The sequence below is a fragment of the Acinetobacter lwoffii genome (assembly GCF_019343495.1).
Taxonomy (GTDB): Bacteria; Pseudomonadota; Gammaproteobacteria; order Pseudomonadales; family Moraxellaceae; genus Acinetobacter; species Acinetobacter lwoffii_P.
Window position 1 is genome coordinate 48,127 of record NZ_CP072551.1, and the last position, 13,964, is coordinate 62,090.

Here is a 13,964-nt window from a genome sequence, read left to right on the forward strand (position 1 = left end):
AAGATCAGTTTTAGTTTTAATAATTGGGGTAAATTCTGTGCAGGACGCTTTTGATCAACAGCATATTTGGCATCCTTATACCTCCATGACACAACCCTTGCCATGTTACAAAGTTAAAGCTGCAAATGGTGCAGTCATTGAACTTGAAGATGGTACCGAGCTGATTGATGGCATGTCGTCCTGGTGGTGCACAATTCACGGTTATAATCATTCTGAACTCAATCAGGCCGTAACAAAACAATTAGAGTCGATGTCACATATCATGTTTGGTGGTTTGACTCATCAGCCTGCGATTGATGTGTCTAAACTGCTACTTGAGATCACGGCGCCTGAACTGGATAAAATTTTCTTTGCCGATTCCGGCTCGGTCGCGGTTGAGGTGGCGTTGAAAATGGCTGTGCAATATTGGAATGCACGTCAGCAACCACAAAAAACTAACTTTGTTACCACACGCTCTGGCTATCATGGCGACACCTGGAATGCCATGTCGGTTTGTGATCCTGTAACTGGTATGCATCAAATTTTTGGTTCGAGTTTGCCGAACCGTTTATTTGTTCCGGCACCTCAAAGCCGTTTTGATGGGGCATGGCAACCCGAAGATATACAGCCACTTGAGCACCTGCTGGTACAGCAGCATCAACAGATTGCTGCCATGATCATTGAGCCGATTGTGCAAGGTGCAGGCGGGATGCGTTTCTATCATCCAGAATATTTAAAGCAAGCTAAGTTGTTGTGTGAAAAGTACGATGTACTGCTGATTTTAGATGAAATTGCCACCGGTTTTGGCCGCACTGGAAAACTATTTGCTTATGAACACGCTCAGGTCACACCAGACATTATGTGTATCGGTAAGGCATTGACTGGTGGTTATATGACCTTGTCAGCGACCTTAACCACTCGCCATGTAGCAGAGACGATTTCAAGTGGTGAAGCGGGTGTGTTCATGCATGGCCCAACTTTTATGGCTAATCCGTTGGCCTGTGCGGTCGCATTAAAAAGTACCCAGCTGTTACTGGCTCAAGACTGGCAGACGCGTATTCAACAGATTGAAAGGACACTAGAACAATATTTACTGGATTTAAAATCCTTGGCACAAGTCAAAGATGTGCGTGTCCTCGGCGCAATTGGCGTGGTTGAGCTACATCAAACTATTGATTTGGCGCGTTTTCAGGCTGAATGTGTATGCCGTGGCGTCTGGATTCGTCCTTTTGGCCGTCTGGTCTATGTCATGCCGCCATATGTAATTTCAACACAGCAACTTGAAACTTTATTAAAGCATATGCGGGAGATGATTCAGCAGATAGAGGCAGTAGCATGAACCATCTTGAGCATTTCCAGCAGCAGCTAGATGACTTGAAACAGCAAGGGCAATATCGCCAGTTTAAGTCCAATATTTCTAGCCAGCCACTATTGCAACTCAATGGCCAAGAGATGCTGAATCTGGCATCCAATGACTATTTAGGTCTGGCATCCAACTTAACGCTACGTGAAGAATTTTTTGACCTCACGCCGATGTCTGAGCGATATATGAGTTCAAGCTCTTCACGTTTACTGACAGGAAACTTTCCCAATTTTGAACAACTTGAAGCACAGATGTCACAGGCTTTTGGACGTTCAGTACTGCTGTTTAATAGTGGTTATCACATGAATATCGGGATTCTTCCTGCGCTCAGTAATGCTAAAACCATGATCATTGCTGACAAACTGGTACATGCCAGTATTATCGACGGGATTCGTTTATCTAAAGCTGGCTATGTGCGTTACCGCCATAATGACCTGCAGCATTTGACTCAGTTTTTAGAAAAATATCAGTCAGATGAATCTATCCAGCGCATCATTGTGGTAACTGAATCAATTTTCAGTATGGATGGGGATGAAACAGATTTAGCTGCTTTGGTGGCATTAAAACAGCAGTTTGCAAAAGTCATGCTCTATGTCGATGAGGCACATGCAATTGGTGTGCGCGGTGAACGTGGATTGGGCTGCGCAGAACAGTATCAAGTATTGGATCAGATTGATTTCCTGGTCGGTACCTTTGGCAAGGCTTTGGCTTCAGTTGGTGGTTATCTGGTCTGTGCGCCAGTGATTCGTGACTATCTGATTAATAGCATGCGACCTTTAATTTTTAGTACCGCCCAGCCGCCACTATGTATGGCCTGGACTAGATTTATTTTTCAGAAGGTACAGCAGCTTCAGGCGGGACGAGTACATTTGGCAGCATTGGCTGTACGCTGTCAGCAGGGCATTCAAGACTTGGGATATCACTGTCCATCAACCTCGCAAATTGTGCCGGTACTGATTGGTGAGGCAAAACGCACCATTCAGGCGGCTGAAATTATGCAACAGCAGGGATTTTATGTGCTACCAGTACGTCCGCCAACGGTTCCTGCCAACACCTCCAGACTCAGAATCTGCCTGAATCAGAACATTTCTGCGGATGAGCTGGACGCATGTCTGCAGGTGCTGAGGAATTTACCGCGATGAACAGCAAACAGATTGCCCAGCGTTTTGCTCAGGCAAATCTCAGTTATGAACAGCATGCGCTGGTACAAAGTACCGTAGCTGCAGAGTTGATGCATTTCATGCAGCAGCATGTGGCACAACCACATTTGCAACGGGTATTGGAAATTGGCTGCGGTTCAGGATTGTTTACCCGGCTTTTTATGCAGCATTATAGCTTTGATCATTTATTTTTAAATGACCTATATGTCGAAGTGAAGCAGCACTTCCCGGAAGCTAATCGGCTTTTGTGGGAGATTGGTAATATTGAAACCTTGCCACTGCCCCAGTCTCTGGACATGGTGTTGTCTTGTTCTGCATTGCAATGGATCTCGGATTTAAAAGCATTATTGCTCAACATTGCGCAGGCCTTAAATCCCTCTGGGCATCTGTGTTTTGCCAGTTATACTGACAATAATTTAAAGGAAATTAAGGCACTGACCGGACAGGGCTTGGATTATCTGCCTTTAGCGAAGGTCTGTGAACTGCTCCAATCCTTAGGCTTTGACATTCTGCTGCAGATAGAAAAACAGATGACCTTATATTTTGAGCATCCGAAACAGGTGTTACAGCATATCAAAGCCACTGGTGTGCAGGCGACGGCACAGGGGTTTCGGTGGACAAAATCGTCATTACAGGATTTTTATACCGGCTATCAACAATTCCAAGATCCTAAAAGCAAACAGTATGTACTTACCTATCATCCGATTTATGTCATTGCACGGAAGACAGCATGAGCGCACAGATTTATTTTGTCAGTGGCATTGATACCGCAATTGGTAAAACCTTTACTACTGGTTTCTTGGCCAAAATTTGGAATGAGCAGGGTATTCGTACTATAACCCAAAAGCTGATCCAGACCGGAAATGTCGATATATCAGAAGATATCGAACAGCATCGTGCAATTATGGGTTGTGGACTGTTACCGGAAGACCAGCAAAAACTGACCATGCCGGAAATTTTTACGTATCCGGCTTCACCGCATCTTGCTGCGCGTCTAGATGGGCGAGCCATTAATTTTGAACAGATTCAGCAGGCCACCGAACAGCTGGCTGCGGGCTATGACTGTATTTTGCTGGAAGGTGCAGGTGGTCTAATGGTGCCCTTAACCGAAGAGTTCCTAACTATTGATTATATTCAGACACATAATTATCCGGTGATTCTGGTCACTTCAGGGCGTTTGGGTAGTATTAATCATACCTTGCTGAGTCTTGAGTTGTTAAAACTCCGCGGGGTTCAATTATATGCCATTGCTTTTAATCATGCAGATAACTCCAAAGATCCCTTGATCGCTGAAGATACCATTGCTTATTTAAAACAGTATTTGCAGCGTGATTTTGCTGATACGACATGGGTTGATATTCCAGCTTTAAATTTAGCCCTGTCTTCTCATAAGTAAGTGATCCGCTTGCAGCGAGGCTGATGTGAATGCTTAAATATTGAGGTTGCGCCACTGTAAATTGAATCTGATAGCCATATTTGTTTAACACCATTTTCATCAAATATAGGTCTAGCCCATGCCCATTTTGCTAGGGAGATTTATGCCAGAAACGCTGTCCCAAGTATGCATATCTTCAACCTTTGATTATCATTATGAATGATCAGCACACATGCAGCATAGCAATTGAAATGGTGTTTGCCTGTGCCTGCAATAGAGCATTGTTAAGTAGGTTTTTAAAGACGGTATCTAGTTCAAAATCGGGTAGGGCAATTCGGGTCAGGCTCGGTCAGTCAATTGTTAAACTGGGTTCAATTTCCGGATAAAGCGACTGTAAATCGGCAATCACCTGAGTCAGGAGCCGTGCAATTTCAATACTGTACTACATATCACTCAGTACTTGATCGGTAGAGGAAAGTGCTAGAAGCTGTTCCAGTAGCTGGGTACATCGGCGGATACCAAGGTGTACCTGCTGCAAGCTCTGTTGCAATTTGGGCGAGCTTGCCTGTTGTTCTGCCATCAGTTGTGCAAGCTGAATATGAGTTTTGATCGCGGTTAAAGGACTACGCAATTCATGGGCGGCGTATGAACTAAATACTTTTTCATTTTCCGGATTTTGATGCAGTTTATGTATTAAGTGCTTAGAGTTTTGGGCAAAGGACTGTACCTTGGAAGGCATTACTTTGGCATCTAAGGTTTTTAAATAATGAGTAGCATCATTCACTGATAAATTTGGCTGACTTAAAAGGTTGAAACTTCATCTAAGGCTTTAAGCTCTCGACGAATAATCAAAACGATTAAGTCTATACATAGCAATAAAGACAAAATTATTGGTATTAATACCGATTATAAAATCTTTTTGAGCAATTATCCACGTAGGAACATCCGCTCTGCTGCCACCACTTGAATATCCTCACGACGTAACACATAACTGAGCCTCACCTTGTTGCTTTGTACTAAAGCCAACTACTTGGTGGCTTAAATCTTTCGGTGCACCTCGGGTTTTTGCTACCACATGCTGAACGACACTGACGTCAGAGTCAAATAAAGACACTTTATAGGCAATCAACTGCTCTTGATTGGTGGAATGAAGTTGTTGGGCTAGTACATTTTCATCCAAGTTTTGCATCGGCAGTTGTTGAGTCAATCGAGCGACCATTGGATGGCTGAATCAAACCAAATTGATGTATTTCCTTGACTGAGCAAGGCTTTATTGTAGGTAGATCAACTGGTTGTACGATAGATCTTGGGTGCAGACCTCTTCATTTAGAAATTATATTCCCTAAGAAGCTTTCAGTGGTAGGTTTGTGCAACAAAGCCTCTTGCAAATAAAGGCTATCAAGGGATTTATACATTGTATCCAAATAGTTTATGGCCATTAAAAGCAAAAAAGCACTAAAAACCAGATCTCGAGCTAAAACTTTATAACCAAGAAATCAATAAAAGAAGAATTGGAATTGAACAGGTATTTGGAACTTTGAAAACCTTCAAAATCCTTGCCGAGCGATATCGCAACCCTGGCAAAAGACTAGGATTAAGATTTAATTTAATTGTGGGAATCTATAATTTTGAGCTGAGTAAAAAGTGAATTATGAAAGAAATCTAATGTATAAAATTTTAAGAGATTATAAAAATTGGTCATACCAAAAAATAAATTAAATCTTTTATATTGTGTTTTTGGGCTAATATTACTAATATCGCTAATACAAAATGCACATTTTATCTCTTAAACACTAAATTGGTCATACCAATTTAGTGTTTAAGTACAATAAACTGTTCAATCTAGTAGTTAAGCATTTCAAGGAGTAGACAATGCTTCAACAGTGGCAACAAATTTATGATCCTATAGGCAATATCTGGATTTCGAGTGCTATTGCGCTAGTTCCAATTATTTTCTTTTTTTTAGCGTTAGCTATTTTTCGCATGAAGGGTAGTGTAGCCGCTACAATTACCGTTTTTTTAGCCTTTCTGGTCTCATTATTTTTATACAAAATGCCAATTGGAATGGCATTAGCATCAATGGTCTATGGATTCTTCTACGGCCTGTGGCCAATTGCATGGATTATTATCGGTGCAGTTTTTATATATAAGATTTCAGTAAAAACAGGACAGTTTGATGTTATTCGTTCGTCTATTCTGTCAATTACAGAAGATCAACGTTTGCAAATGCTATTAGTTGGGTTTGCTTTTGGTACGTTTTTAGAAGGTGCGGCAGGTTTTGGTGCGCCCGTCGCAATTACTGCGGCACTGTTGGTGGGACTCGGCTTTAAGCCTTTATATGCGGCTGGGCTATGCCTGATAGTTAATACTGCACCTGTTGCTTTTGGTGCAATGGGAATTCCGATCATTGTCGCTGGGCAGGTTTCAGGTGTTGACACCATGGAAATCAGTCAAATGGTTGGTCGTCAGTTACCCTTTATGGTGCCAATTGTATTGATCTGGATCATGGCAATCATGGATGGTTGGCGTGGGGTTAAAGAAACTTGGCCTGCTATTTTAGTTGCCAGCTTATCTTTTTCTTTAGCGCAATATCTAACATCAAATTTTGTTGGGCCTGAGTTACCCGATATCACTGCTGCAATTGCATCATTAATCAGTTTAACTATCTTGCTTAAGTATTGGAAACCAAAACATATTTTTCTTTTTGAGGACAAAAATATACAGGTAGATGAAACTATTATCAAGCAAGCTCGTAAACAATATAGTGTGGCACAGATAGCCAAAGCCTGGTCTCCATTTCTGATACTTACAGCAATGGTGACGATCTGGAGCATCAAACCTTTTAAAGATTTATTTGTTAAGGACGGCCCATTAAGTGATTTAGTAGTTTCAATTAAAGTGCCGTATTTGCATCAATTGATTCAAAAGCTACCACCTGTCGTGCCTGAAATTAAAGATTATGATGCGATTTATAAGTTTGATTGGTTATCAGCAACGGGTACGGCGATTATATTGGCGGCATTGATCACGATTATTTATTTAAACATGAAACCTAAAGAGGCAGTTTCGACATTCTTTGAAACCGTGAATGAACTAAAAACCCCAATTTATTCGATTGGTATGGTACTGGCTTTTGCGTTCATTGCAAACTATTCAGGTCTGTCAGCGACGCTTGCTTTAGCACTGGCACATACGGGTCAGGCTTTCACGTTCTTCTCACCATTCTTGGGTTGGGTTGGAGTGTTTCTTACAGGTTCAGATACTTCAGCTAACGCATTGTTTTCAGCGTTACAAGCAACTACAGCACAGCAAATCGGTGTGCCTGAAGTCTTGTTAGTTGCTGCCAATACCAGTGGTGGAGTAACAGGTAAGATGATTTCCCCTCAATCAATCGCGATTGCTTGTGCAGCAGTGGGTTTAGTTGGTAAAGAATCTGATTTATTTAGATTTACAGTAAAACACAGCATTATCTTTACGGTGATGATTGGTATTATTGTGACCTTACAAGCTTATGTTTTCCCGTGGATGATTCCGTAAACGGGTCAAGGAAAAAAATGAAAGTCTCCGACAAAGTGGTACAGCGTTTACGTCTATTGATTGAAAAAAATAATGTGCAAGTCGGAGAGCGATTGCCTGCTGAACGCCAACTCTGTGAACAGTTAGGTGTGTCTCGTAGCTCTTTACGTGAGGCGATTCAACAACTGATTACCGCAGGGATTATTCAGAGCAAAGCGGGTGCAGGCACCTATTTAAAGCAGTTGCCTGCACATTGGTCACAGTATCAAATCGTTGAGCCATTATCCGGTTTGATGGATCAGGATCCTGAATATCGTTTTGATGTACAAGAAGCTCGTATGGTGCTTGAAGGTGGTACAGCATGGTATGCCGCACAACGTGCCACACCCAGTGATTTGATCAATATTCGTCAATGTTTTGAGCAGATTAGCCATTTTCAGGCTTTAGGTGATGATGCCCACGCAGCAATAGCGGATGCGAATTTTCATCTGGCGATTGCAGAAGCATCCCACAATCTAGTGCTGATCCAAATGATGCGTAGTTTGTTTGATTTATTGCAAGACAACGTGATGTTAGGGCGACGTAAAGTTTACACCACACCACAACATTTTGAACAATTGCATGACCAGCATTTTGAGGTGATGGACGCAATTGAACGTCAAGACTCAGAGACTGCACGTAAGGCAGCTTGTGGGCATATTGAATTTGTTGTTCAACGCGTACGTATGATCGATGAAGAAGAAGCTCGTCGTCAACGTTCGAGTCGATTAAATAGGACATAAGTTATGATTATTTCTTCTGCAAATGACTATCGTGAAGCTGCGAAACGTCGTTTACCGCCATTTTTATTTGAATACATCGATGGTGGTGCCTATGCGGAATATACTTTAAAGCGTAATGTAGACGATTTATCAAAAATCGCTTTACGTCAACGTGTGTTAAATGACATGTCTGAGCTGAGCTTAGAAACGCAATTGTTTGGTGAAAATTTGGCGTTGCCAGTGGCATTGTCACCTGTAGGTCTAACGGGTATGTATGCGCGTCGTGGTGAAGTTCAAGCCGCGGTTGCCGCAGATAAAAAGGGCATTCCATTTACCTTATCAACAGTTTCAGTTTGTCCAATTGAAGAAGTGGCACCTGCGATTCAACGTCCGATGTGGTTTCAACTGTATGTACTACGTGACCGTGGTTTTATGAAAAATGCCTTGGAACGTGCTAAAGCCGCAGGCTGTTCTACCTTAGTATTCACAGTCGATATGCCTGTTCCAGGTGCGCGTTATCGTGATGCACATTCAGGAATGAGTGGTAAAAATGCTGCAATACGTCGTTATATGCAATCGTGTATGCACCCACACTGGGCTTGGAATGTCGGTTTATTGGGTCGTCCGCATGATTTGGGTAACATTTCGAAATATTTAGGTAAGCCGACAGGTCTGGAAGATTATATCGGTTGGCTGGGAAATAACTTTGACCCTTCAATTTCTTGGAAAGATCTTGAGTGGATTCGTGATTATTGGGAGGGTCCCATGGTTATTAAGGGGATTTTAGATCCTGAGGATGCCAAGGATGCGGTACGTTTCGGAGCAGATGGAATTGTGGTCTCCAATCACGGTGGTCGTCAGCTTGATGGTGTTTTGTCTTCTGCTCGTGCGCTTCCTTCAATTGCAAGTGCGGTCAAAGGTGACATCAAAATTTTAGCAGATTCAGGGATTCGTAACGGTCTTGATGTGGTACGTATGTTGGCTATGGGTGCAGATATTTGTATGCTTGGTCGTGCATTTGTATACGCACTTGGTGCTGCCGGCGGTTCTGGGGTAAGTAATTTACTAGATTTGATTGAGAAAGAAATGCGTGTGGCAATGACATTGACTGGTGCAAGAACCATTGCAGATATTACATCGGATTGCCTGGTCAAACTAGAGAAAGAGTAAGCGATTTCATTACTCACATTACTAAGGCTTTGCCAACTTTCCTTTGGAAAAAGAGATTCTTATCTAAATAATTTGGGTAAACAAAGCTTCCTTTTGAAAAAAACCAACCTTGGTAAGAGTCACCAACATAAAATACACTAAATAACATAATTGGTATGTTAGTAAACTCTATATATAACAGTTATATAGAGTTTTTATTTTGTGTGGTGTAATTTAATGTAGGGTGGGGTAATTTGATTTTTGGTCACTAATTTATTGTGATAATCAACAATAATAACCAACATACATATGCTTAATCTAAAGGTATTTTACTGACTGGTATAATTTTATGATGAGAGGGGTGTTGCCTGGGGCTACGGTTTCTGTTTTGCTTTTTGACGTAACACGTACAAATATAAGCTTTCTACTTTTTCACGTGCCTAGGGTGTGGTACGCAAGAATCGCAATGATGATTTAACACTTGGATCTATGCAAAAACATCTAACTTCAATTTTACGACTTAAACTGAACCGTACCGGGTTTGTCGGAGACCAAACTTTCTGAGATGAGACGCATTGCTTCGCAAGACGTAGCGAAGCGTAGTGATCCGATGAAAAACCTAAATATACCCCTGAAATCAGAGATATAGCGGTTCAATTAGAACTAAACCCAACTATCGCAACACTGGGCTTTGGAGAATCTCGTCGTTTCTTAATTGCGTCGTAATAATGATTATCAAGATAAAATCAAAATATACAGATTTTTGTGTAAATCCTGAGTAGAATTCGACTTTTATTTTTTCTCCAGTAAAAAGGCATAGCTTTTCACTATGCTATTTTGCAAGGACGCTTTATGCTCGCGCTAGATATACAACATATTCGAATGAAACAACACGCCACTGATAAAGCACAAGCGTTGCAATGTCTAGTCGATATCTTGGTCGAAGACCAATTGGTTACACCTGATTATATTCATGGGTTGACCGGGCGCGAACAACAAAGTGCAACGTATTTAGGACAAGGAATTGCCATTCCGCATGGGACGCCTCAGTCTCGCCAATCTATTTTAAAAACTGGGATTCGTCTGGCGCACTTTCCTGAAGGAGTTGTTTGGGACGGTGAAAATAAAATTTATTTAGCAGTAGTGATTGCTGCGAAATCAGATGAGCATTTGCAAGTCTTACAAATTTTGACGCGGGCTTTAATTAACGATGTCGCTGATCAAGTGAAACAGGCTCAATCTGCAGAGCAAATTATTGCATTATTACAAGCCCAACCCGCATCTTTGGCATTGCATGAAAATTTAATCGCCACTCAAGTTCCCGCACTTGATGTAGAAGATTTGATTTGGCAGGCAACACAGTTGCTGAAACAGCAAAAAATGGTGGAGTGTGGTTTTCTGTCGGGTTTAAACCTAAACAGCATGATTCATTTAGGGGAGGGAGTGTGGTCGATCACTTCTAACCAGCATGTTTTGAGCCCAGCTGTAAGTTTGGTAAAAGCGGAACAGGTTTTAAGCCATCAGCAGGAAATGCTCAAGACTTTGGTGTGTATTGCCAGTAATGAGCAACTGGATATGCAACGGTTTCAACGGTTAATGGATATTTTGTTTGATACTGAACAAGTTCATACCCTTAACCAAGAACAAGATAGTCACCAGTTGGCGCAGTTAATTGGTGCTGAACTGATTCCTGATTGGCCATCTCGTCGTATTGTCTTAGCTAACGCTCATGGTCTACATGCGCGTCCCGCGACACACTTGGTCAATATGACCAAGAAATTTTCAGGGGATATTCTCGTTGCTGTAGATGAGGGGGCTTACGTTTCGGCAAAAAGTTTAACCAAATTATTAGCCATGGGATGTCGTCGTGGTCAAACTCTGACTTTTATTGCACAACCTGATACTGATGCTGTAGCAGGCTTAGAACAGATTATTGATGCAGTTCAACAGGGCTTAGGAGAAGAGGTTGAAGCTGTTGATCTTGTATCTCATCAGCACAGCAGTAGTGACCCAGTCGTAAATACTTTGGAATTAATGCCTTTTGAATCACATGGCGATACGGGTAGCTGCGGTATTGCGGCATCAACTGGCCTTGCTTTTGGTCCTGCACATGTGGTGAAGCCACATGAATTTAGTTATGAACGTCGCGGACAGAGTTTTAAAGCTGAGAATGAAAAGCTTGAAATTGCGCTTCATCAGGTGAAAAATAGCTTACGTCAATTCATTGCACATACTGAATCTACTGCCATTAAGCAGATCTTCATGGCACATTTGGAAATGCTGGATGATCCAGACCTCCTCCAAAGTGTACAACGCGGTTTAAAACAGGGGTTGTCTGCTGCTGCAGCTTGGCATGATCATATTGAAGTGGCTGCTACCGCACAGGCTGCACTTAGCGATCGTTTACTTGCAGAGCGTGCGGCTGATTTAAGGGATATTGGTGAGCGAGTTTTGGCTGTTTTGTGCGGTGTGGCCGATGTCACAGAACCCGAGCAACCTTATATCTTAATTATGCATGATGTTGGCCCGAGTGATGTAGCGCGTCTGAATAAAGATCGTGTTGCAGGCATTTTGACCGCGGTTGGTGGAGCGAGTGCCCATAGTGCTATTGTGGCACGTGCTCTGGCTATTCCAGCAGTCGTAGGTGCGGGTGTAGCTGTTTTAAATATTGAGAACCATGCCACAGTACTAATTAATGGGGATACTGGTGAGTATGTGGTCTCACCCGAGCAAAGTCAGATTGATCATGCCATTGCAGAGCGCCAACGCCAGCGTGAGTTGCGAGAACAAGCGGAACAGCATTGTTTAGAACCTGCCATGACACTGGATCAACATCAAGTTGAAATCGCAGCCAATATTGGCAAAGTGGGCGCTACGATACAGGCTGTGGCCGATGGGGCAGAAGCAATTGGTTTGCTACGCACAGAATTGGTCTTTATGTCACACAGCAGTGCGCCTGATGAGGCTACACAAGAAGCCGATTATCGGGTGGTGTTAGATGCTTTGGCGGGTCGTCCATTGGTGGTACGTACACTTGATGTGGGCGGGGACAAACCTTTGCCGTATTTGCCTATTGAAAAGGAAGAAAATCCATTCTTGGGCTTACGTGGTATTCGTCTGACTTTACGTAAGCCAGAGTTGCTACGTCAACAATTGGTTGCTTTACTTAAAGCAGCGGATAATCGCCCATTAAGAATTATGTTTCCTATGATTGGGCGGGTTGAAGAATGGCGAGCAGCAAAAGCAATTTTGGATGAGGTTCGCATACAGCATCCATGTGAAAACTTACAAGTTGGTATTATGATTGAGGTTCCTGCGGCAGCATTGTTGGCTCCAATTCTTGCTCAAGAAGTTGATTTTTTTAGTATTGGAACCAATGACTTGACTCAATATACTCTGGCGATTGACCGTGGTCATCCACTATTGTCTGCCGAAGCTGATGGCTTACATCCGAGTATTTTGCTATTGATTGATCAAACTGTTCGGGCAGCACATCAGCATGGTAAATGGGTGGGCATTTGTGGTGAATTGGCTGCTGATCCAAAAGCTGTGCCTGTATTGATAGGCTTGGGCGTGGATGAGTTGAGTATGTCGAGTACCAGTATTCCATTGGTGAAGGCGCAAATTCGTGGTTTGAACTATATAAATTGCCAACAGGTCGCACAGCAAGCCTTAAGTTGTGACAGTGCGTCTGCCGTACGTGCATTGGTGGAGTAATTACCGAATGGCTAAGATATTAAGCATTACTCTGAATCCTGCAATTGACCTCACCGTGCAATTGGATCAACTAAAAGTTGGCGAGGTCAATCGTCAGTTAACAGCCCAAAGCCATGCAGCAGGTAAGGGCTTAAACGTGGCACAGGTCCTTAAGGATTTGGGACATGAACTGATTGTGAGTGGCTTTTTGGGGCAAGAAAACCGTCAAATTTTTGACCATCATATCCAGCAAGAGCAATTTGATAACCAATTTATTTATGTTGCAGGTCAAACACGACAAAACATTAAAGTTGCAGAAGCTTCTGGTCAGATGACTGACATCAATGGCAAGGGCTTTTTTGTAGATACCTCAGCAAAACAACAACTATGTGAACGTCTATCTCAACTGATTTTAGAGGTTGATGTGATTGTGATTGCTGGCAGTTTGCCACAAGGTTTTTCTGCAGAAGAGCTTTCGACACTGATTCTATGGTTACAATCTGCGGGTAAAAAAGTCGCAGTAGATACCAGTGGTGTTGCGTTGAAAGCAGCAATTGCTGCCCATCCTTGGTTGATTAAGCCTAATACAGATGAGTTGACAGAAACCTACCATTTGCCAGCAGAAACGTTTGCAGAACAGCAGCATCTTTTTGCCAGTTTAAATAGTCAGATCGAACATATTGTGGTCTCGATGGGTGAAAACGGGGTGAACTGGCTTCACCGCACGCAAACCCTGCATGCTACTGCACCGAAGGTCACCGTCCAAAGTACGGTGGGTGCGGGAGATTCCTTGCTGGCAGGTATGATTCATGGCTTGTTGAGTTCAACTTCCCCAGAAGAAACATTGAAAACAGCAACCGCAATTGCGAGCAATGCTGTGACCCAAATTGGGTTTGCCCTTCCAGACTTTGCTGTTATTGAAGATTTGAAATCGCAAATCTCAGTCCAATCATTGAGTTAATACG

11 protein-coding genes and 3 pseudogenes are annotated in these 13,964 nt (G+C 42.6%); 11 read left to right on the forward strand and 3 right to left on the reverse strand.

All coding sequences use genetic code 11. The features are described 5' to 3' along the window. Positions 1-37 precede the first annotated feature (37 nt). The 4 genes from bioA to bioD are packed head-to-tail and all read left to right on the forward strand — an operon-like array spanning position 38 to position 3,898. Entirely contained in the window at positions 38-1,318 is a 1,281-nt protein-coding gene (gene bioA, locus J7649_RS15735) for an adenosylmethionine--8-amino-7-oxononanoate transaminase (protein ID WP_044112459.1), read from the forward strand. Next, positions 1,315-2,484: an 8-amino-7-oxononanoate synthase gene (locus tag J7649_RS15740; protein WP_219310234.1), complete on the forward strand. Its 1,170-nt coding sequence runs from the start codon at positions 1,315-1,317 to the stop codon at positions 2,482-2,484. The genes bioA and J7649_RS15740 overlap by 4 nt, the downstream gene beginning before the upstream one ends. Then, the gene (gene bioC / locus J7649_RS15745; RefSeq protein ID WP_081407922.1) at positions 2,451-3,236 is read left to right on the forward strand and encodes a malonyl-ACP O-methyltransferase BioC; all 786 of its coding nucleotides are present in this window, start codon (positions 2,451-2,453) and stop codon (positions 3,234-3,236) included. Before J7649_RS15740 ends, bioC begins: the two co-directional genes overlap by 34 nt. Continuing rightward, positions 3,233-3,898, forward strand: a complete 666-nt coding sequence (gene bioD, locus J7649_RS15750; RefSeq protein ID WP_044112456.1) for a dethiobiotin synthase — start codon at positions 3,233-3,235, stop codon at positions 3,896-3,898. The genes bioC and bioD overlap by 4 nt, the downstream gene beginning before the upstream one ends. 421 nt (positions 3,899-4,319) lie before the next feature. Here bioD and J7649_RS15755 read toward each other — a convergent pair whose 3' ends face one another. Further along, a complete protein-coding gene (locus J7649_RS15755; protein ID WP_086044954.1) occupies positions 4,320-4,661 on the reverse strand; it encodes a histidine kinase dimerization/phospho-acceptor domain-containing protein in 342 nt (113 codons plus the stop codon). 189 nt (positions 4,662-4,850) lie between these two features. Continuing rightward, positions 4,851-5,084: a hypothetical protein gene (locus tag J7649_RS15760; RefSeq protein WP_228738685.1), complete on the reverse strand. Its 234-nt coding sequence runs from the start codon at positions 5,082-5,084 to the stop codon at positions 4,851-4,853. A gap of 288 nt (positions 5,085-5,372) precedes the next feature. On the opposite strand from J7649_RS15760, the gene J7649_RS16850 reads away from it, so the two are divergent. The 4 genes from J7649_RS16850 to lldD all read left to right on the forward strand — a co-directional run bounded on the left by J7649_RS16850 (position 5,373) and on the right by lldD (position 9,324). Continuing rightward, on the forward strand, positions 5,373-5,525 hold the full coding sequence (locus J7649_RS16850; RefSeq protein ID WP_370940781.1) for a hypothetical protein: 153 nt from the start codon (positions 5,373-5,375) through the stop codon (positions 5,523-5,525). A gap of 224 nt (positions 5,526-5,749) precedes the next feature. Further along, positions 5,750-7,414: an L-lactate permease gene (lldP, locus tag J7649_RS15765; RefSeq protein WP_004282148.1), complete on the forward strand. Its 1,665-nt coding sequence runs from the start codon at positions 5,750-5,752 to the stop codon at positions 7,412-7,414. A gap of 17 nt (positions 7,415-7,431) precedes the next feature. After that, entirely contained in the window at positions 7,432-8,175 is a 744-nt protein-coding gene (gene lldR / locus J7649_RS15770; protein ID WP_004282146.1) for a transcriptional regulator LldR, read from the forward strand. Between the two features lie 3 nt (positions 8,176-8,178). Further along, the gene (gene lldD, locus J7649_RS15775) at positions 8,179-9,324 is read left to right on the forward strand and encodes an FMN-dependent L-lactate dehydrogenase LldD (protein ID WP_004282143.1); all 1,146 of its coding nucleotides are present in this window, start codon (positions 8,179-8,181) and stop codon (positions 9,322-9,324) included. A 353-nt stretch (positions 9,325-9,677) separates the two neighbouring features. Here lldD and J7649_RS15780 read toward each other — a convergent pair. After that, positions 9,678-9,827, reverse strand: a pseudogene (locus J7649_RS15780) (VF530 family DNA-binding protein); the annotation flags it as partial. A gap of 328 nt (positions 9,828-10,155) precedes the next feature. On the opposite strand from J7649_RS15780, the pseudogene fruB reads away from it, so the two are divergent. The 3 genes and pseudogenes from fruB to pfkB all read left to right on the forward strand — a co-directional run. After that, positions 10,156-11,284: pseudogene (fruB, locus tag J7649_RS17000) on the forward strand (fused PTS fructose transporter subunit IIA/HPr protein); the annotation flags it as partial. 86 nt (positions 11,285-11,370) lie between these two features. Then, a pseudogene (gene ptsP, locus J7649_RS17005) lies at positions 11,371-13,020 on the forward strand (phosphoenolpyruvate--protein phosphotransferase); the annotation flags it as partial. Positions 13,021-13,027: 7 nt separating this feature from the next. Continuing rightward, positions 13,028-13,960: a 1-phosphofructokinase gene (gene pfkB / locus J7649_RS15790; RefSeq protein WP_004647820.1), complete on the forward strand. Its 933-nt coding sequence runs from the start codon at positions 13,028-13,030 to the stop codon at positions 13,958-13,960. Positions 13,961-13,964 lie beyond the last annotated feature (4 nt).